Genomic DNA, 21,832 nt, shown 5'->3' on the forward strand with positions numbered 1-21,832 from the left:
GAATCAGGATTTTCCCTATTTTGTAAAAACGGAAGCGTAATAATGACGCACTTCACTGATGAAATAAAGTGATCCCGTCACGACGTATGTCCGGTCCATCTCTAATTGATCGAAGAACTCTTCGACCGTCGTTACATTAGCCCCGTCTTGTTTTAACTCATCGAGTGTCCTTGCTCGTGGGAAATCGAATGTCGTCTCGTAAATATCTGGTGTAACGTTGCTTAACTGCGCAAGCATCGCCGACCGGTCTTTGTCACGCAAAATCGAACAGAGCAACGTCACAGGTTTTGATTCTTCCTTTAACCGTTCAACGAGTGCCGTTATGCCTTCCGGATTATGCGCACCATCGAGAATGATTCGTGGTTTGCGTGAGATGGTTTCAAATCGACCTGGATGTTTCGCTTCTCGTAGCCCTTTTCGGATCGCCGCTTTCGACCATCCGAGACGTCGCGCACAAATGACGGCGTTCGCCGCATTATGAACTTGATGATGGCCTTCAAGACCTAAGCGGGTCTCTGGAATCCCATCGTACGTTGCCCAAGTCCCCGTCTCTTTTAAGCGGTAACGGATGATGGCTTCCTGACTCCATTTCAACGTTGCATTTCGGTCGCCGCAATATGCCATCAACGGCACCGTCAGTTCTTCTTGCAGTTTCCCGGCGATGACCGGTGTCCCTTGTTTGATGATGCCGAACTTCTGTAAGGCGATCTCTTGGAGCGTATCTCCGAGAATCGCTTGATGATCGTGACCGATTGATGTGATGATTGCTGCGACCGGCTTTTTAAAGACGTTCGTTGAGTCATACAGTCCACCGAGACCGACCTCATAGATGACGAAATCCGGACGGATCTGATCAAAATAATAGAAAGCAAGTCCTGTTAATGCTTCGAACTCAGTGACTGTACCGAGTGTCGGATCGATGTGCCTGATGGCATCTTGAACCGCGATGGCAGCTGTAACAAGATCGTCTTCTGCGATCGGTACCCCATTCAACATGATCCGTTCCTCAAACTGAATGATGTACGGTGACGTAAATGTCCCAATTTGCAATCCTTCCGCAACCCCCATCTCACGCAAGAACGCAACCGTCGATCCTTTTCCGTTCGTTCCGGCGACATGAATCGTCGGAATCGCGTCCGGGTCAATCTGTAATTCCAGTAACATCGCTTGCATCCGTTCAAGACCTGGTTTGACGCCGAATGCTAGTAAGCTCGATAACCAATCCAATACATCTTCTCGCGTCCTCATGCTGTTCGCTCCTTTAAAAAAAGTGGCTCAAGGAGACTTGAGCCACTGCTGTAATTAGTGTGAGAGTTCGTTGATGCGTGCTTCGACAGCTTGACGTTTTTCCGTATAATCAAGTGCTTTCGCTTTTTCTTCATCAATGACATGTGCTGGTGCTTTGCCGACGAAGCCAGGGTTGTTGAGTTTTTTCTCGACCCGTTCGACTTCTTTCGTATACTTGACGAGTTCTTTATTCAAGCGCGCGATTTCTTCCTCGATGTTGATCAAGTCTGCGAGCGGGATGAACAATTCTGCTCCCGTTACGATCGCACTCATCGCTTTTTCTGGCGCTGGCATTTGCTCTTCAATCCGGAGTTCAGACGCGTTCGTGAACTTTTGCAAGTACGAGCTGTTTGATGACAAGTCGTCTTGAACACGTGCGTCATTCGTCGAGATGAATAGTTGGATCTGTTTCGACATCGGTGCGTTCACTTCCGCGCGGATGTTACGAACCGAACGGATGACGTTCTGAACCGCTTCAAATGCTGGAACAGCTTCCGGGAAGTCGAGTGACGCTTCGCGTGTCGGCCATGCGGCACGTGTGATCGTCTCACCTTCATGCGGTAAGTGTTGCCAGATTTCTTCCGTGATGAACGGCATGAATGGATGCATCAAGCGCATGATCCGGTCGAGTGTATAGGCAAGAACCGAACGCGTCGTTTGTTTCGCTGTTTCGTCTTCTCCATTGAGCGGCAACTTCGCCATCTCGATATACCAGTTACAGAAGTCTTCCCAGATGAAGTGATAGAGAATACGTCCTGCTTCACCAAACTCATATTTATCCGATAGACGTGTCACGTCATCAATCGTTGTCTGTAAACGTGTCAGGATCCACTTATCTGCGAGTGATTTTTCGCCTGTCAAATCAATCTGATCAAACGTTAAATCGTCCATGTTCATCAAGGCAAAACGGCTTGCGTTCCATAGTTTGTTCGAGAAGTTCCACGTTGCTTCAATCTTTTCCCAGTAGAAGCGGAGGTCGTTGCCTGGTGTCGATCCAGTCGTTAAGAACCAACGCAGTGAATCAGCACCGTATTTCTCGATGACATCCATCGGATCAATCCCATTTCCGAGGGATTTCGACATTTTGCGTCCTTCCGAATCACGAATCAATCCGTGGATCAAGACGTCTTGGAATGGACGTTGTCCCGTGAATTCATACGATTGGAAGATCATCCGTGATACCCAGAAGGCGATGATGTCGTATCCCGTAACCAGTGTCGATGTCGGGAAGTATTTCTGATAATCTGCTGCGTCCGTATTCGGCCAACCCATCGTTGAGAACGGCCAAAGGGCTGAAGAGAACCATGTATCGAGAACATCGTTGTCTTGCTCCCAGTTCTCGAGATCGGCTGGTGCTTCCTTGCCAACGTATACTTCGCCTGTTTCTTTATGGTACCAAGCCGGAATCCGGTGTCCCCACCACAGTTGACGGCTAACACACCAGTCACGGATATTTTCCATCCAGCGTACGTATGTGTTTTCAAAGCGTTGTGGAACGAAGTTGACCTTGTCTGGTCCTTGTTGTTCCTCGAGTGCTTTTTGCGCGAGTGGTTCCATTTTGACGAACCATTGTAATGAGAGATACGGCTCGACGATTGCATCTGAACGTTCCGAGTGACCAACAGAGTGCAAGTGTGGTTCGATTTTGATTAGAACACCTTCTGCTTTTAAATCTTCAACGATTTGTTTCCGGCATTCGAAACGATCCATGCCTTCGTATTTACCTGCATTCTCGTTCATCGTTCCATCTTCATTCATGACGAGGACACGTGGTAATTCGTGGCGGTTACCGACTTCGAAGTCGTTCGGGTCGTGTGCAGGTGTAATCTTCACGACACCTGTACCGAACTCCATGTCGACATATTCATCCGCAACAATCGGAATCTCGCGACCAACAATTGGTAACGTGATCGTTTTTCCGACGAGGTGAGCGTAACGCTCATCCTTCGGGTTCACGGCAATCGCTGTATCACCAAGCATCGTCTCAGGACGTGTCGTCGCTAGTTCAACATGACCTGAACCGTCCGTCAGTGGATAGCTGAGGTGGTAAAACGCCCCTTCGATATCCTTGTAGATGACTTCGATATCCGAGATCGCTGTTTTCGTCGCTGGGTCCCAGTTAACGATGTATTCGCCACGATAGATCAAGCCTTTTTCGTAAAGTTTAACGAAGACTTCTTGAACTGCTTCTGACAACCCTTCGTCGAGCGTGAAGCGTTCACGCGAGTAATCGAGTCCAAGACCGAGTTTTGCCCATTGTGCACGGATCGTTGACGCATACTCTTCTTTCCATGCCCAAGATTGCTCGAGGAATTTCTCACGACCCATTTCAAGACGTGATTTCCCTTCTGCTCGCAGTTTTTGTTCGACTTTTGCTTGCGTCGCAATTCCAGCATGGTCCATTCCCGGTAGATACAGGACGTCGAACCCTTGCATCCGTTTCATCCGCGTCAGCATATCTTGTAATGTTGTGTCCCAAGCGTGACCAAGGTGTAATTTACCTGTGACGTTCGGTGGTGGAATGACGATCGTGTACGGCTCTTTCTCCGGATCTTGATCAGCTTTAAAGTACTCTCCCTTTAACCAAAAGTCGTGCCATTTTTCTTCCGTTGCCTGCGGATCATATTTCGTTGGCATTGATAATTCCTGCATCCTGATCGCTCCCTTTTTGTCCATAATAAAAACGGCTTCTCTCGTCCTATGCTAAGGACGAAAGAAAGCCGTTGCTTTTTTCCGCGGTACCACCTTAGTTCATCCAACATCGGATGCCCTCGAGCCACGTAACGTGTGGAGGACGGATATCGCTCGTAAGACTCACGATACCAGCTCGTGGGGTGACCTTCCTCCTGTTCGTCCGTCACATCTTTCAGCCAAGGATGTGTTCTCTACGCCGGTACGAATACAGGATTACTCTTCCCGTCATCGCTGTTGCCATTTTCTTCTTTATTCATTTTAGCCGAGAGTTCAAGCAATCGTCAAGACTGCTTAACGATCGAACTCAACTTGGAGTTCCTTGAACGTCAATTCGACGGCTTCAATCGTCTGTTCGATGTCTTCGTCCGTATGGGCAATCGAGAGGAAGAGACCTTCGAATTGTGATGGTGGTAAGAAGACACCACGCGCCGCCATCTTTTGATAATACGAACGGAACATCTCAAGGTTCGATGTTTTCGCTTTTTCGAAGTTCGTGACACGTTCATCCGTGAAGAAAACACCAAACATCGCACCCGCACGGTTCGTCGTCAGTGGAATGTTATATTTCGCCGCAGCATTCAGGTAGCCTTCAGACAGACGGCTCGCTTTCCGGTCGAACTCTTCATAGTGCTCTGGTTTCAATTGCGTCAGTGTCGCTAGACCCGCTGCCATCGCAAGTGGGTTCCCAGATAACGTACCTGCTTGATAAATTGGACCTTGTGGTGCGATCTGTTCCATGATGTCACGACGTCCGCCATAAGCACCGACTGGCATTCCGCCGCCGATGACTTTACCAAGACACGTGATATCCGGCGTGACACCGAAGTGTCCTTGCGCACAGTGGAATCCGACACGGAAACCGGTCATGACTTCGTCAAAAATCAATAACGCACCGTTTTCTGATGTGATTTCCCGTAAGCCTTCAAGGAATCCTGGTTCTGGTGGCACGAAGCCCATGTTCCCAGCAGCCGGTTCGACGATGACACCAGCGATATCGTCGCCGTGTTTTTCAAACGCGATCCGGACAGCATCCAAATCGTTGTAAGGAACCGTCAGTGTCATGCTCGCAATTTGCGCTGGAACGCCTGGTGAATCCGGTAGTCCAAGTGTCGCGACACCTGAACCTGCTTTAATCAAGAGTGAGTCCCCATGACCGTGGTAACAGCCTTCGAACTTCAAGATTTTTGTCCGACCTGTATAGCCGCGTGCGAGACGAAGGGCAGCCATCGTCGCTTCTGTACCCGAATTGACCATCCGGACGACTTCGACCGACGGTACACGACTGATGACGACTTCCGCCATCGCTGATTCGATTTCTGTTGGTGTCCCGTAACTCCAGCCACGCGTCGCTTGTTCTTGAATCGCTGATGTGACGATTGGATCGGCATGACCGAGAATCATCGGTCCCCATGACAGGACGTAATCGATATACTCTTTTCCGTCGATATCATAGAGCTTTGATCCTTTCGCATGATCTGCGAAAATTGGTGTCATCCCAACTGATTTATAAGCACGGACTGGGCTGTTGACACCACCCGGCATGAGCGGGAGTGCCCGCTCGAACGCTGCTTTTGATTTTGAGTTCTGGTTAATTAAGCTCATTTCGACCCCTCCAGGTAACGACAAATGTCTTTTGCGAAATAGGTGATAATTAAATCAGCTCCTGCTCGTTTAAAGCCAAGCATCGTCTCAAGGACGATTCGTTCTTCGTCGATCCAGCCGTTCAGGGCTGCAGCTTTGACCATCGCATACTCACCCGATACGTTATACGCAACGATTGGTAGATCAATCCGCTCGCGCACATCACGAATGATGTCCATGAACGCAAGCGCAGGTTTGACGATCATGAAGTCAGCTCCTTGATCGACGTCCGCTGTTGCTTCTCGGAACGCTTCGCGACGGTTTGCTGGGTCCATTTGGTAGCCTTTCCGGTCGCCTTCTCCTGGTGCCGAGTTTGCCGCGTCACGGAATGGACCGTAATAAGCAGATGCATATTTAACGCCATAGCTCATGACCGGAATATGGCTGAAGCCGTTCTCGTCCAACCCTTGACGAATCGCTGCGACGAATCCGTCCATCATTGATGATGGAGCGATGACATCGGCACCCGCCTGAGCTTGTGAGATGGCTGTTTTGACGTGAAGCGGTAATGACGCATCATTATCGACCGTTCCGTCCGCGACGATTCCACAGTGACCTGTCGACGTATATTCACATAAGCATGTGTCGGCAATGACCGTTAGCTGCGGAGCAACTTTTTTGACGAGACGTGTTGCCTCTTGAACGATCCCGTGATCGTGAAACGCACCTGATCCTTGCTCGTCTTTTAAGTGGTCGTGCGGGACACCGAATAAGATGACGGATTCGATTCCGAGTGCGACGACTTCTTCAATCTCAGCCGTCAGATGATCGAGTGATAAGTTGAAGACGCCTGGCATCGAACTGACTTCGCGTTTAATATCTTCGCCTTCAGCAACGAAGATCGGATAAATCAAATCCGATTTATGCAACTGGTTCTCGCGGACGAGTGACCGGAGTGATGCGGTATGACGTAAACGACGGTGACGTGCGTATTCTAATGTGTTCATGCTGATTCCTCCTCAATGATACGATCAATCATGCCGTCCACCGTGAATTCACGGGCGACATGAATCGGTTGAAGTCCGGCTGCTTTTGCTGCTTGCTCCGTGATCGTCCCGATGACGATGAAGGTCGTCTTCAGGTCTAGCGGAGCAATCGCTTCGACAGCGGAAGGACTCTGCAGTCCAATATAGGTGGCATTTCTGATAAGAGCTTCAGGTAGTCGACGGGTGACGGTTTCATAGGTGATGATATCCTCGATCGTATATCGATTCAGTTTTCGTAACTGATCGACCGGTGCTTGCCGCGATCGGTTCCCTCGCGCAAAAACGATATGATCGCCGTCAGACAAGTGTGGTCCCAGTTCCGCGACGAGTGCGTCTCCTGTAAAGGTTGACGGACAAAAGTCGGCTGTTCGACCATACTTCGCAAGTGCATCTGCTGTCTTTCGTCCAACGACCGCGATACGCGTTTCTGCTAATTCAGGCAATGCATCAGCAACCCGGTGGACGCCATTCGGACTCGTCACGATGAGCCAATCAATTCCCTTCGGCAACGTAAACGAAACAGGTCGCGTTTCAATGACCGGATAATGCACCGACTCGATTGCGACGTCACGCAGTCGCGCCATCTGCTCGTTCGTCGGTGGTCGACTTCCCGTGAACAATACCTGCTTACAAGTCATCCGGAAGTGTTGCGAGAATCTCACGACCGCCCGAAGCAAGCAGACGTTCGGCAACGTCTTGACCGAGATGCATCGGGTCAAGACCTGATTCGCGCTCGATTAGAATTTGCTCCCCATCGACGGATCCGATGAATCCGACAAGTGTCGTTGACATGTCTTCGTTAATCGTCGCGAATCCACCGACAGGAACGTGACAGCTACCTTCGATGGCTGCTAGGAAAGCGCGTTCTGCGTATGCCACTTTTTCTGTCATCTGATCATGGATCAGGTGCAGGAGATCACGTACTTCTTGATCATGTTCGCGACATTCGATACCGAGGATTCCTTGACCGACAGCTGGAATCATGTCTTCTGTTGAAAGATATTCCGATACGACATCTTCAGACCAACCCATCCGTTTTAAACCAGCTGCTGCAAGCAGAATCCCGTCAAACGGACCATTTTTTAATTTATCAAGTCGTGTATCGATGTTCCCGCGAATCGATTCGATTTTTAAATCAGGGCGGAGTTTTAGCAATTGTGATCCACGACGTAAGCTGCTCGTGCCGACAACCGCACCTTCTGGCAAGGAAGCAAGACCTTCTCCTGTTTTCGTGATCAAGGCATCACGCGCATCGACACGTGCCGGTGTGGCACCGATGATGAGACCATCCGGTAGTTCAGACGGTAAATCCTTCATGCTGTGAACAGCAAAATCGATTTCTTCGTCAATCATCTGCTGTTCGATCTCTTTTACGAATAACCCTTTACCACCGACTTTTGAGAGCGTCACATCCAAAATGCGGTCTCCTTTTGTGATGATGTTCTTGATTTCGAACTCATACGGCGCGCCGGCTTGTTTCAACTGGTCAATGACCCATTTCGTCTGTGTCATCGCTAGCTTCGAGCTTCGCGATCCAACAATGATTTTTCGCATGCTAAAATCCCCCTGTACAATGATAAAGGGGCGGCACAAGTCCGCCCCATGCATTTTCTATTGTAACACAAATCGTACTTTGTTCACCGGTTCACAGCTTTTGCTGAAGGTGTCGTCTCTTCTGACGTCACGATTTCATCTTCGAGCCCATCAAACAAGTCTTCGTTTAATGCGAACGTATCCATGAACTGCGCAATCCGCTCATCAGCATCCGGTTTCGCTGCCGCATCTTTGATGTAAGATAGCGGTTCACGCAACAATTGATTGATGATGGATTTCATGTGTTTACCAATGACGGTTTTTTCACGTTTTGACATCTCCGGTAATTTCCGTTCCAAGCTTTGCATTGTCTCTTGTTGAATCCGCAATGCTTGGTCTCGTAATTCCGTGATGATCGGCACGACACCAAGTGTCGTCATCCACCCTTCGAACTCAGCGATTGCCGCTTCGATTCGTTGTTCGATTTTCGCCGCTTCCTTCATCCGTTCCGCCATGTTTTGCTGGACGATCGATGTCAGATCATCGACATCATATAAATGAACGCCTGGCAAGTCACCAACGGTCGGTTCGATGTCGCGCGGTACTGCGATGTCAATCAACAAGAATGGACGATCGTGACGGAACAGCTGTGCTGCTGCGATGTCTTCCCGTTTGATGATGGCACGTTTTGCACCTGTTGAAGAAATGACGATGTCTGCCCGAAGCAAACCGCACTGCATCTCGTTAATCGAATGCGCTGATCCCTCGAACCGATTCGCGACCTCTTCTGCTTTGGCGAGCGTCCGGTTAAAGACCGTGATGTCACGAGCTCCTGCTTCATATAAGTTGAGCGTCGTCAATTCGCCAGTTTCTCCCGCACCGATGACGACAATCGATTTATCTTCAAGCGATCCGAGTAACTGTTCGGCAAGCGTGACGGCAGCAGCACTGACAGAAACGGCATTTTCACCGATTCCAGTTTCTGCGTGAGCCCGTTTGGCGAGCGTGACCGCTTCTTTGAAGAGTTTGTTAAAGACCGTTCCTGTCGTTTCAAGCTTCTGTGCCATGAAGAAGCTTGTCTTGACCTGACCAAGGATTTGCGTTTCACCGACGATCATTGAATCAAGACCACTTGTCACGCGGAACAGATGTTTCATCGCATCGAATCCTTCATGGATGAAGAGATACGGCTCGAGCTCTTCCATCGTCAAACCAAACCAGTTTGAAAGGAAACGTTTTGTATAATACCGTCCTGTATGTGGCTGATCCGTCACGACGTACAGTTCCGTCCGGTTACATGTCGAGACGATGACACTTTCAAAGATACTTTTTTCATCGCGCAATGCGACGACCGCTCCCTTCATCTCATGCTCCCCAAATGAGACTTGTTCGCGTATTGATACAGGCGCTGTTTTGTTATTCAAGCCGACCACTACGATATGCATGCGCTCTACCCCTTACGTCCAAAGATTTCGTTCCGATCTATCTTTTCGTTCTCTATCCTACATTATAACCATTATAAAAAAGATTCCAATCAATTTATAAACTAAAATGAGTCGAAGTTGTGAAATCTTCTTCATTTTTTCTCTTCTTCTACCTTATCCCTCTCCCGTAAAAATCACAAACCCTCTGCTCCTAAAAAGAGCAGAGGGTTACACTTTACTTCAACGATTCAGGTGATACCGTCACGTCCGGTACGTCGAGACGTTGCTGACGTAAACGATAAATCCGAGCGATGTTCTGAATGACGACTTTTGAGACCGCATAGGTCGGAACTGCCAAGATGACACCGATGATGCCACCGATTTTCCCGGCAACGAGCAAAACGATGATGATCGTCAAGGGATGGACCTTGAGTGTTTTTCCTTGAACGTAAGGAGAAATCAAGTTCGATTCGATTTGTTGCGCGACGACGATCGTGATGATCGCATAGACCGCTTTGATCGGATCATCAATGAATCCGACAATGACTGCCGGGACGGCACCGATGTAAGGTCCAAGATACGGGATGATGTTCGTCACCGTACAGAATAAGGCAAGTAATAACGCATATTGAATGTCAGCAATGAAAAAGCCGATCAAGGACATCACACCGACGCAGATTGAGACGATGACCTGTCCGTTGACGTAATGCTTCACTGTCACGTGCATGTCGTGCAGAATTTTACGCGTTTCCGTTTCGTAGCTACGCGGTAACAATTTCACGACGGAGTCAGGGAATTTATACCCGTCAAGCAACATATACACTAAGATGAACGGCACTAAGACGATGATTAAGACCGTCGAAGAGATGACACCGAAAATCGTTCCAACGGACGTCGAGACGGACTTGAAGACGGTACCGACATACGATGTTGCTTCATTCGTCCACTTATCAAATAAATCTGTATTCTCATGTACCCAGGTCGAGATAAAACGATTGTCCATCAGCTGATCGCGTAAATTTAACGTTTGATCACGCAATTCGATGACGAGCGTCGGAATGCTCGTTGCAAAATCTGTCACCTGCTCAACTAAGATCGGTCCGATTGAAGCGACGGCGATCGTCAGGATCGTGATGAAACCAAGTAAAACGATCAACACGGCAAGACCACGTTTCTTGACTCGTTTTTGCAACGCATCTACGATCCCAAGCGTGAAGTAATAGAAAATACCCGCAATAATGAGCGGTGGGAAGATCAATGCCAGCATGACTTTTATCGGCTGGAATAAAAATGAGATCTTTGTACCGACCCAGATGACAAGAAAAATCACTAATACCCAAATTAATGCTTTAAACCATTTGTTTCGTAACAAATCCACCTAGCATATCCTCCTCATACCTATTCGTCAGCCGACTTTTTCCTCGGTGACGTCTTCGAGACGTTGGCGCTCCATCTGTCCCCAGTTTCCTCGACCAGTCAAGAATTGAATCAATCCACCTAGTTTGAAGAAGACTAAAATCGGACGGTACCAGAACGACTCGGTCAAGGACCATAAATACAACCGAATCAATTCTTTGACGTTCTTGAATCGGTGCATCGTCCACTCTTCCAATAATACGGCACCTGCTGATAATAAGGAACCATAGAGTAAAGCGACGACCAATAAGACGATACCAAATTCAAAGTTAAGCGTCCCGACGAGCAGGTTGAGCGGAATAATGAAATATCCGATCAGTTCAACGATAGGTCCGAGTAATTCAATCAAAAAGAAATATAGCATCGAAACGCCACCAACAGAACCATACTTCGGATTACCGATCATGCGCTTATGGGTCCAGAGCGTCTCAGCTAGCCCACGGTGCCAACGTGTTCGTTGTGACCGTAATACTTCCATTGACTCCGGAGCTTGCGTCCAGCAGACTGGTGCCGGAACGTACTCGATGCGTTTATCGAGTTTATTTTCCTTCATGTATCGGTGCAAACGAACGACAAGTTCCATGTCCTCGCCGACAAGTCCTTCCTTGTATCCACCTGCCTGGACAACGATGTTCTTTTGGAACAGACCGAACGCACCAGAGACAATCAATAAAATGTTGAAACGGCTAAGTCCAAGGCGACCAAATAAGAATGCTCGGAAATATTCAATCATCTGCATCAAGACGATCCGTTGTTTTGGTGTCCGAATCTCGACGATTTCACCACCTTCAATCGTACAGCCATTGACGAGGAAGATTGAACCGCATGTCGCGACGACCTCTTCGTCGGACTCGACGATCGGTTTCATGACTTTTAATAGGGCATCCCGCTCTAAAATCGAATCCGCGTCAAGCGAGCAGAAATACGGATAACTGGAATGGTCGATACCGGCATTCAAGGCATCCGCCTTTCCACCATTCTCTTTATCGATAACGATCAAACGACTATCGATCCGCGAACGGTAGACTTGTTTGACCGGCTTCGAACCAATTAGAATCCTCGGATAGCGGATTTCCTTCTCCAGCTCATACGATCGGAACAATTCGTCCATCGTTCCGTCCTTTGAACCATCATTGATGACGATGACTTCATGCTCCGGATAGTCAAGTGCTAGCAAAGCTTGGACACTCGAGACGATCGTATATTCCTCATTGTACGCTGGTACAAGGATACTGACCGGCCGTGTATAGAGAGAGCGCATCAGTGGCAAGTAAGAGCTCTCTTTCCGACGGAAGCGTTGCCGTCGCACCATTTGAGCTGAAATCAGGTAAAGCATCGAATAGAACACGATGACGAGTAACATATAAATCAACACTGTCCATGAAAGGACTTCAATAATGGCTTGGATTGTCTCAGACGACATGATGTTTCATCTCCTTTGCCAACCGTTCTGTAGCTTTTTGACGCGCATAGCGGTCGGGGTGTGTACTTGATACCTTTGCCAATTGTTCGATCCCGCCACAAGCAAGCAGCGCATCAAAGGCAGCCGTCCGGACCCACCACGATCGACTACCGACAAACGGTAAGATCGCTGGTATCGCATCGGCTGGAACGACATGTTCTAGGAAACGAAGGGCAAGCATTTGCTCAACCCAACTTGATTCTTCTTCCAAGTAAGGCACATATAACTTCCAGTCCTCCTCAAGCCCGATTCGCGTGAGCGCACGAAGGGCACGTTTTCGGATTTCCGGATTTTCATCTGTCGTCTTGTCACGAACGAGTGCGATATAACGTGTCTCATCGCGATCAAAGATCAACTGAAGGATCGCTAACTTAAAGGACAGTGTCAATTCTTCAAACGCAGCCACCCATTCCTCTAAGTCTTGACTACGACCGACCGCAAGAATCGCACCGAAGAAACTAATCCCATTTTCTTGCTTGGCGATGGCGATCGCATCTTGCGGTGATAGTGAGACGAGGGTCCGAACGATGACATCGCTCTCTTCTTTTTCAATCGTGTTTCCCCAACGCGCATGAATCATCGGTGCGACTGCTACCAAACGGAATTGAGAGACGGCCTCATAAGCGTTCAAGCGACGGTCAATCCGGCGATGCTTCAATTGTTGTTCGTAATAGGCATGCATATTAGCAGCGACAAAAGCTTGCACTCGTTCGAGATGTGCCGGTGTTGCTGTTAAGTTGGATAGTGCGAAGAGTTCAAGCTCAGCTAAATCCTCGTTTCCTTTTTGAACCGTCGGCATGTCCTGACGTTCACCTGTCGCATAGTCGTAGATGTCATCTCGAAAGACAAGTTGCCAATCGCTACGGGCATGCTCGCGGTTGGCACGTTTTCGTTTTTGAACGACGAGATAGACCAATGCTCCAACTTGTAAGAAAACGAGTACAACGATAAATACTAGAATCGCCTGCATCATCGGCCATCCTCAACTTTTCGGATCCACGCGCGGAATTCTTCGATTTTTAACGGAAGGGTCATAATGTAATCAACACCTCGGTCAATCGCAAGAACATGATCGCGTTCACGGTTGTACATCGAAATCATCATCGATTGGAACGGTGCGACACTCTGATGTTTTGCTCGCAGTAGTAATTCCAGCCCATCTGCTCGTGGTAATGCTGACGTAAACACGAGTAAGTACGGACGGGATGCTACGTACTCGTCAAGGAATGTCTCTGCTCGTTCGAATGTTACGAACCGTTCGAAGCGTTCCGTCAGTTCCCGTTCCATCATCCGACGGATATGCGGATCTTCCGTTACGACGACGACATCCGCGATATGATGGATTTTTTTATAACGCGCTAGCCGGTCAAGGACAAGCTCCCGCGATAGTGTCGCCGGTAGAATTTCTCGCGCATTTTCTAAACCATAGAAAGAAGTCTCTGTATTAAAATACACGACGGGAATTCGTTCCTCGATGACAGGTTCGCTTGCGAGAACGACATCGGCATAAGAAATGTCCGTCCGCACGCACCATCCCTCTTCAATCAATCCGTTGACCGCCTCCGGCATTTGTCCGACTGTGTGCACGAACAAGGTATTCGTCGACGATTGCCGGACGGTTTCTTCCGTCCATTCAATCGTCGAACTGACCTCACGATCTTGACTTGTTGATTCAAACGACTGATTGATTAATTTCCACATCTCTTCACGTCGCATTTAATTTCCTCCCTCAGTGAATGCTTTTTTCATCGTCCGATAGACAGGTTTCAGTTCTTCTCGCTGTTGCGGATTCGTCCACTCTGCCCAGTTGTAGAAACCACGATCTTTTTCAGGGATACGTGTCTCACCGACTTGACCTGTGACTTCGATTCCTTCCGTAATCATCTTCGCTTCTAATCCATCTTTCCAGAAGTCACCGATGATTTCATGTTTACTAGGGTCTCGCATATTCAAGACCATCCATGGAATACGGAGCTCTACGGTTGGTTTCGTGATATCTGAGATATCTGTCAAGATATCGTCTGGTTCTCCTTCATGTAGAACACCCGTGTCCCACTTTACGGCTGGTTTGACGATTTTTTTCGTCACCGGGTCGCGTCTTGCATAATCGAGCATTTGATAAATTGGAACGAACTTACCGCTGTCTTTTTGATCAGACGGTGGTTTTACCATCTCAAACGGCATCTTGAGACCATAGTGATAACGGAAGATATCATAACGAGCATCGACATCGATGCGCGCCTTCTGATCGATCGTCAGGCGATATTCCGCTCCTTCATCAAGCATCAACGGACCGACTTTCGTATTCCCATCGTTTGGTTTCGTCGATAGCGCAAGTGTCGTCGGCTCTGCTTTTTTCCGGTCGATACGCAAATAGAGATAGGCTTCGTCGGATGTCATATATATCGCTTGATCCTTATTTTCAGCGACTGGTGCATACCCTTTCCAATCATCCAATTTCCCGTCAATGACGATATCTGAACGCAGGAAACCAAGCATACCGAAATGTTGTTCGCTCGTCTGGACATTCGACCAACGGGGACGCGTATTGGCATCATCATAATCCATCGTGTTCCACGTCCGCTTGAACCATTCATCTTGCCAGATGAAGACGAGTCCACCGGCTGTTTTGACGTCTTTAATGTCTTGATAGAGTTGTGCGACGAGTTCGCCTTGTTTCTTCTCACTGACATGCCCTTGATCGAAACCATTTGGTCCGAGGTGCGTCTTCCCGCGAGAACTCGGAATTCCGAATTCTGATACAAGTAGCGGCATATCATGATAATCCTTCATCTTCTTCAAGTAACGGGCATACGATTCAGATCCTTTGTCCGTTTTTTGACTGTACTCTTCCTTGATGAACGAAGGATAGTATGGATAGATGTGGTAAGACGCGAACAAGCCACCCGGGAAATCCTTCGTTGCTTTTAAGTGATTGAAATCAATGGAAACGAGGTCCTGTTCTTCCTCAATCTCTTTTGGGTGTTTCAACGGATCCGTCGTCGGCCAGTTCGTCGAACCGATTGGTCGTGTTGTACCGTACTCTTTGATTTCGTGTGCAGTCGCCGTATCCATCCGACCTGCTAACCACGATTCGAAAGGAGACGCTTCTTTCGTCGTCGTTACGTATTGTCCTTCGAAACGTGTTCCTTTGTTCTTTTTATTTGTTTCAACGACAGCTTCCGGTAACCATTCGATTCCGAAGACGAATGCTGAAACGTATTGTGAGACGTCTGAAGTGTATGTTCCGGAAGCATGACCAACAACTTCTTTAACGACTGCGTTTCCATGAATGACATCAACCATTCGTTTTGCTTCCGTATCTGTCATCTTCATGAACTTTGGATCGAATGCATTTTTTAGTTCCTCGAACGGCTTCTCTTCGACCCACATGCCTTGCATGAGATAAATCGGTTGTTTCGCCTGTTCGTTGTAAGCTTTTAATGCATCGTAAAAAGCAGGAGGGTGCAACGTGTACACACGAATCGTATTGACCCCCATCGCTCCGATTTCCTTCAACCAACGATCATATTCGTTTCGGCTGATGGCATGTTCCCCAGGAAATGCACCTGGTCGACCAAGTCCAATGTTGACACCCTTAACGAAGTACGGCTTCCATTCACCATCTAGATACATCTCAAGTGTGTCCTGTCCTTCACGAGCTCGGGTCCGCAACTCTTGGTTACCGACCTTCGTTTTTGAAAGTGGTTTGACTTTCGCAGTTTGTGTCGAGATCCGTTTCGTATCCTCAAGAATCCGCGTCAGCGTCGGGGCGTAAATCTTCCAGAAGAACGCCGATTCACTTTCCGCGCTATCGAGGATGAACTGTTTGCGGAACCAATCGAGACCACTGTATCGATAATAACGTGGGATATCCGCGACGTCCGTATAATCACCAGCAAAATAGTGACCACTTCCTTGCGTGACATACGCTGGAAACTCAAGCGGCAACTGGTATTTTCGAAGCATTGCTTGTGTCTGTTTCGAAGGGTTCCAAGAGAAATGCGCTTGTTGTTTCCCGCCATCTAGTTCAAGAATCTCGAACCAGTAGTTATAACGGACCTCATCTTTTGCATTCCCCTTATTTTGATCCCACTTGTAAAGTAAAGGAGTGTCATCATTGACGAAAAAAGCTTTTTCGGTCGAATCATTAATAAAAACATAACCCGGACCTGATAGTTTGAACTCTTTTTCTTTCGCTTGTGTTTTTAATTGAGCTACGACGTTTTTCTCAAGACCTTGCAGTTTTGTTAAATCTGGGAAAAATCGACCGATCCATCCTGTCCAAGCCGTCCCGAATAATTGTCGAAACGCATTGGACCGCTCGACTGACGTCGGACTTGCTGCTGTATTAAATTCCGCCACGACGGTTTTCCCTTTCGAAATCGCTTCAGTTGCGAGCTCGACGTCTTCTGTCGTCAAGCCACCACGATGTTCTTTTTTCCCGTTGACGTCATATGATTTTCCGTACGTATCCGTAAACAACAGCACATCTGCTTTAGAGGCTTGTCGTAACATTTTTTTACCTTGTGTACCATCATAACGGTTGATGTAGTCCGAATACGTATAATCTTGCCCTTGCGTATTTCGGATCTTTAAGTGATTCAATAACCACGTCGTTCCGGCATGCTCTCGCTCTTCCGTTCCGTTCGTGTAATCAAATAGCGCAATGTTTAATGTCTTTTCCTGCTTCAAGAACCAAATGGCAAATGGTGTCAGAACGAGTAAGACGACGATTGCGAACGTCCATTTATAACGCCTCATATTGGCATAGCCTCCCACTAGAACAATTTGTTCCTATCATTGTAACGTGAATCAAATGATGTTCATATAATGGAAATCAAAAATGTTGTAAGGAAATAATTAGATACTATTTTTAGATTACTTTAAACCCTCATAAAAAAAACGTCCTGCTCTCCTATTGTAGGAGAACAAAACGTTTCATTTTTTACAGAAGACGATAAATCGCTTCCCATGCGGCATCGACGCCTTCTCCTGTCTCAGATGAGAAAGGAATTAAGGTATCTTGACCATCAAATTGCAATTTACGTTTGATTGCCGCGATATGTTTATCACGTTGACTCTTTTTGATTTTATCGAGTTTTGTCGCAACGACGATGACCGGTAGATCGTAATACTTCAAGAAATCGTACATCGTCACGTCATCCGCAGACGGATCATGTCGGATGTCGACGAGCTGTACGACACCTTTGAGGATTTCACGTTGTGTGAAGTACTTCTCCATCATCTTGCCCCACGCTTCACGCTCCGTCTTCGAGACTTTCGCATACCCGTAACCCGGTACATCGACGAACATGACTTCATCATTGATGTTAAAGAAGTTCAAAGTTTGCGTTTTACCTGGTTTCGAAGATGTCCGCGCGAGTGCTTTTCGCTGAACCAGTTTATTGATGAAAGAGGACTTTCCGACATTCGATCGCCCTGCGAGTGCCACTTCTGGCAACAATGGCTCCGGATAATGTTCCGGGTTTACGCCACTCGTAATAAAATCAGCTTTATAAATTTTCATGTTACTCTCCTTTTAATGCATGTTCGAGCACTTGCTCCATCGTCGCGACCGGAATGAATTCCATTCCTGCGCGGACGCTTTCCGGGATATCATCGATGTCCCGCGTATTATCTTGTGGTAGAAGAACGGTCGTCAAGCCCGCACGATGTGCTGCGAGTGACTTTTCCTTTAGTCCACCGATCGGTAAGACCCGTCCACGTAGTGTGATTTCACCTGTCATCCCGACGTCCCGGCGAACTGGACGCTTCGTCAAGGCGGAAATCAGTGCTGTTGCCAGTGTGATACCAGCAGATGGACCATCTTTTGGTACTGCACCTTCAGGGACGTGGATGTGGATGTCTTGCGTTTCGTAGAAGTTCGGTTCGATGCCAAGGGACGTCGCATTTGCTCGGACGAAGCTGTACGCAGTCTGAGCGGACTCTTGCATGACGTCACCGAGTTTCCCGGTTAACTGCAGTTTCCCTTTACCCGGAGCAAGACTGACTTCGATCGTCAACGTATCGCCCCCAAAAGCAGTATACGCTAAACCAGTCACTGCGCCAATCATATCTTCTAGCTCGCCTTGACCATAACGGTAGATCGGTTTACCTAGGAAATCATCTAGATTACGCTTCGTTACCGTCACCCGCTTCTTCTCACCCATCGCGATTTGTTTTGCTGCTTTCCGGCAAAGTGAGCCGAGGACACGTTCAAGATTACGGACACCGGCTTCTCGTGTATAACGACGAACTACTTCTTCTAGCGCGTCTGCTTTGACCGTCAATTGACTCTTTTTCAGACCGTGTTCAGCAAGTTGCTTCGATAATAGATGACGAACGGCAATTTCCGTCTTCTCTTGTTCCGTATAGCCACCAATCTGAATCAGTTCCATTCGGTCGAGCAACGGTCCTGGGATGTTCGAGACATCATTTGCTGTCGCAATGAAGAGGACATTTGATAAATCGAACGGTTCTTCGATGTAGTGATCGGAGAAGCTGTTGTTTTGTTCCGGATCAAGAACTTCAAGCATCGCGGACGATGGGTCACCACGGAAGTCATTTGACATCTTATCAATCTCATCCAGTAAGAAGACCGGGTTGTTCGTTCCTGCTTGTTTTAAACCGCGGATGATTCGACCTGGCATCGCACCGATATACGTCCGGCGATGTCCACGGATCTCCGCTTCATCGCGCACGCCACCAAGTGAGACGCGGACAAACTTCCGCTCGAGCGCTGTTGCGATGGAGCGAGCAAGCGACGTTTTCCCGACCCCCGGAGGACCAGAAAGACAGAGAATCGGACCCCGTAGCGAATCCGTCAATTGACGAACAGCGAGATACTCAAGAATTCGTTCTTTGACCTTTTCTAGACCGTAATGATCCTTTTCGAGCTGTTCCGAAGCTGCTGAAACGTTCAAGAAATCATCGGTTGCTTCGTTCCACGGTAACGAGAAGAACCACTCGAGATAGTTGCGGATGACACCATGTTCCGGACTTGTCGCCGGTACGACAGCTAAACGACTGATTTCCTTCTCGACGTTCGCAACCGTCGTTTCCGGTAAATCAAGCATGGACAGTTGCTCCCGGTATTTCGTCGCATCGCTTTCAACGGATGCCGACTCGCCACCGAGTTCTTGTTGAATCGTCTTCAATTGTTCCCGCAAGTAATACTCGCGTTGCGATTGTTCAATCGTCTTCTTCGTCCGTTCACGCATCTCACGTTCGAGTTCGACGACTTCATATTCATGTTTCATGACGTCAAGCAACATCAATCCCCGTTCGACCGGATCCTGTTGTTCGAGGAACTCCTGTTTCTTCGAGATATCGATCGGTAACTTCGACGTGATATAGTCCGTCAATGAGTCGAGACGTTCATAGGTCTCGAACCGACGACGCTCATCTGTTCCGATGCCTTTGATACGAGAGACGAGTTGACCGAACTGTTCTTTAATTAGACGAACGAGCGCTTCTTGTTTCGCCCCTTTGATGTCCATCTTCTCGATTGGTTCGATGACTGCTTGATATCCTTCGTCCGTCTCCTCAACGTTTTCAATCCGGACGCGTTCCTTCCCGATAACACGAACACGAACTGTATCATTCCCAAGTTCACTCATCTTCGCGATTTGAACAAGTGTACCGACCTGATGCAACCCGTCGACAGACGGCTCTGCTTCTGGATCACGTTGCGTGACGACGACGAGATCGATCTCGTGTTCCTTTGATGCAAGTAAGGCTTTTAAGGATACCGGACGCCCGACATCAATCGTCAATCCGATCAACGGATACGCGACGACACCGCGTAACGGTAAAAGTGGATATTGTTTTTTCTTCATTCGAATTCCTCCTAAACAAAAAGACTCGGAAAGGCGTACAAGTAGCCTCCGAGCCGATTTGTCACGGTGTTACGCCGTTTCTTTTTCTTTCCCATGTTCAATTGTACCATCTTTCAACTCAAGCGTTGGACCGCGCTTACCAGTCAACGTTTCTGCTGTAATGATGACTTTCGCGATGTCTTCACGCGATGGAATTTCGAACATGATATCTAGCATAGTTTCTTCGATGATTGAACGAAGACCACGCGCACCTGTTTTACGTTCGATTGCGAGCTTCGCAATCTCAAGAAGTGCATCTTCCGTGAAGTCGAGTTCGACATCATCAAGTTGAAGCATTTTCTTATATTGTTTCACGAGGGCGTTTTTCGGTTTCGTCAAGATTTGAACGAGTGCCTCTTCATCGAGTGGCTCGAGTGTTGCCATGACTGGCAAACGACCGATGAACTCAGGAATCAAACCAAACTTTTGAAGATCTTCTGGCAATGCGGCTGCTAGAATTTCTTTTTGTGTGAGGTTACGGTTCTCTGAATCGTTTCCGAAGCCGATGACTTTTTTACCGAGACGACGTTTGATCGACTGATCGATACCATCGAATGCTCCACCAACGATGAACAAGATATTCGTCGTATCGATTTGGATGAATTCTTGATGCGGATGTTTGCGTCCACCTTGTGGCGGTACACTTGCAACAGTTCCTTCCAAAATCTTCAGCAAGGCTTGTTGAACACCCTCACCAGAAACATCACGTGTAATTGACGGATTTTCTGATTTACGAGCGATCTTATCGATCTCATCAATGTAGATGATTCCTTTTTCAGCCTTCTCGACATCATAGTCCGCTGCTTGGATGAGTTTCAACAGGATGTTCTCGACGTCTTCACCGACATAACCGGCTTCCGTCAAACTTGTTGCATCTGCAATCGCAAACGGTACGTTTAAGATACGTGCCATCGTTTGGGCAAGAAGTGTCTTACCGCTACCTGTTGGACCGATCATGACGATGTTTGATTTTGAGAGCTCGACATCATCTGCGCGACCACCAGCATTGATTCGTTTGTAGTGATTATACATCGCTACAGATAACGATTTTTTCGCTTTTTCTTGACCGATGACATAATCGTCAAGTGTCGTACGAATTTCATGCGGTTTTGGAACATTCTTCAGCTCGACTTCTTCTTCTGTACCGAGTTCTTCCTCTACGATTTCATTGCAGAGTTCGATACACTCGTCGCAAATGTAAACGCCAGGTCCAGCAACAAGTTTGCGTACTTGTTCTTGTGTCTTTCCACAGAAAGAACATTTTAGCTGACCTTTTTCTTCGTTGAATTTAAACATAAAGGTCCACCCCTTTAACGTGGAAATTGTATGGACGCCTGTAGCATCCCGTCTCACGTTTTACTATTTATGATTGTAGCATGAACAAGGAAAGTCTTTCAAATCCTGGACGAACGATTTACAGTTTGATGTCCTGAACCAAGGATTGTTTGTCCTTGTTTGACCTATCGTACAAAAAAATCGACTCCAAGACCAGAAATTGGGCTTGAAGTC

At 47.8% G+C, this 21,832-nt stretch carries 15 protein-coding genes and 1 other annotated feature; all 15 genes read right to left on the minus strand.

Annotated elements, in window-relative coordinates:
- Positions 1-15: 15 nt before the first annotated feature.
- The 15 genes from B2U10_RS01835 to clpX all read right to left on the minus strand — a co-directional run bounded on the left by B2U10_RS01835 (position 16) and on the right by clpX (position 21,619).
- Positions 16-1,248 (minus strand): bifunctional folylpolyglutamate synthase/dihydrofolate synthase, encoded by a 1,233-nt coding sequence (locus B2U10_RS01835; RefSeq protein WP_290785262.1) that lies wholly within the window; start codon positions 1,246-1,248, stop codon positions 16-18.
- A gap of 54 nt (positions 1,249-1,302) precedes the next feature.
- Entirely contained in the window at positions 1,303-3,939 is a 2,637-nt protein-coding gene (locus B2U10_RS01840; RefSeq protein ID WP_396216306.1) for a valine--tRNA ligase, read from the minus strand.
- Between the two features lie 50 nt (positions 3,940-3,989).
- Positions 3,990-4,219: a binding site (T-box leader), on the minus strand.
- A gap of 53 nt (positions 4,220-4,272) precedes the next feature.
- Positions 4,273-5,583, minus strand: a complete 1,311-nt coding sequence (gene hemL / locus B2U10_RS01845) for a glutamate-1-semialdehyde 2,1-aminomutase (protein WP_290785265.1) — start codon at positions 5,581-5,583, stop codon at positions 4,273-4,275.
- Positions 5,580-6,569 (minus strand): porphobilinogen synthase, encoded by a 990-nt coding sequence (hemB, locus tag B2U10_RS01850; RefSeq protein WP_035406433.1) that lies wholly within the window; start codon positions 6,567-6,569, stop codon positions 5,580-5,582. The genes hemL and hemB overlap by 4 nt, the downstream gene beginning before the upstream one ends.
- A complete protein-coding gene (locus B2U10_RS01855) occupies positions 6,566-7,270 on the minus strand; it encodes a uroporphyrinogen-III synthase (RefSeq protein ID WP_290785268.1) in 705 nt (234 codons plus the stop codon). Before B2U10_RS01855 ends, hemB begins: the two co-directional genes overlap by 4 nt.
- Positions 7,236-8,162, minus strand: a complete 927-nt coding sequence (hemC, locus tag B2U10_RS01860) for a hydroxymethylbilane synthase (RefSeq protein WP_056062591.1) — start codon at positions 8,160-8,162, stop codon at positions 7,236-7,238. Before hemC ends, B2U10_RS01855 begins: the two co-directional genes overlap by 35 nt.
- 83 nt (positions 8,163-8,245) lie before the next feature.
- Positions 8,246-9,586, minus strand: a complete 1,341-nt coding sequence (gene hemA, locus B2U10_RS01865) for a glutamyl-tRNA reductase (RefSeq protein WP_290785271.1) — start codon at positions 9,584-9,586, stop codon at positions 8,246-8,248.
- A 214-nt stretch (positions 9,587-9,800) separates the two neighbouring features.
- Positions 9,801-10,943: an AI-2E family transporter gene (locus B2U10_RS01870; RefSeq protein ID WP_052018986.1), complete on the minus strand. Its 1,143-nt coding sequence runs from the start codon at positions 10,941-10,943 to the stop codon at positions 9,801-9,803.
- Between the two features lie 27 nt (positions 10,944-10,970).
- Positions 10,971-12,404 (minus strand): glycosyltransferase family 2 protein, encoded by a 1,434-nt coding sequence (locus B2U10_RS01875; RefSeq protein WP_056062594.1) that lies wholly within the window; start codon positions 12,402-12,404, stop codon positions 10,971-10,973.
- On the minus strand, positions 12,394-13,416 hold the full coding sequence (locus B2U10_RS01880) for a HEAT repeat domain-containing protein (RefSeq protein WP_290785275.1): 1,023 nt from the start codon (positions 13,414-13,416) through the stop codon (positions 12,394-12,396). Before B2U10_RS01880 ends, B2U10_RS01875 begins: the two co-directional genes overlap by 11 nt.
- On the minus strand, positions 13,413-14,159 hold the full coding sequence (locus B2U10_RS01885; protein ID WP_035406415.1) for a response regulator: 747 nt from the start codon (positions 14,157-14,159) through the stop codon (positions 13,413-13,415). The genes B2U10_RS01880 and B2U10_RS01885 overlap by 4 nt, the downstream gene beginning before the upstream one ends.
- Positions 14,160-17,207 carry a hypothetical protein gene (locus B2U10_RS01890; protein ID WP_290785278.1) on the minus strand — a complete coding sequence of 1,016 codons (3,048 nt, stop codon included), beginning with the start codon at positions 17,205-17,207 and terminating at the stop codon, positions 14,160-14,162.
- A 184-nt stretch (positions 17,208-17,391) separates the two neighbouring features.
- Complete coding sequence (gene yihA, locus B2U10_RS01895) at positions 17,392-17,973, minus strand: ribosome biogenesis GTP-binding protein YihA/YsxC (RefSeq protein WP_023468975.1); 582 nt, start codon at positions 17,971-17,973, stop codon at positions 17,392-17,394.
- 1 nt (position 17,974) lies between these two features.
- A complete protein-coding gene (lon, locus tag B2U10_RS01900; RefSeq protein WP_035406409.1) occupies positions 17,975-20,284 on the minus strand; it encodes an endopeptidase La in 2,310 nt (769 codons plus the stop codon).
- A 69-nt stretch (positions 20,285-20,353) separates the two neighbouring features.
- Positions 20,354-21,619 carry an ATP-dependent protease ATP-binding subunit ClpX gene (gene clpX / locus B2U10_RS01905; protein WP_023468977.1) on the minus strand — a complete coding sequence of 422 codons (1,266 nt, stop codon included), beginning with the start codon at positions 21,617-21,619 and terminating at the stop codon, positions 20,354-20,356.
- Between the last annotated feature and the right edge of the window lie 213 nt (positions 21,620-21,832).

Origin of the sequence: Exiguobacterium sp. UBA7533, assembly GCF_002479335.1 — a bacterium.
Classification (GTDB): domain Bacteria; phylum Bacillota; class Bacilli; order Exiguobacteriales; family Exiguobacteriaceae; genus Exiguobacterium_A.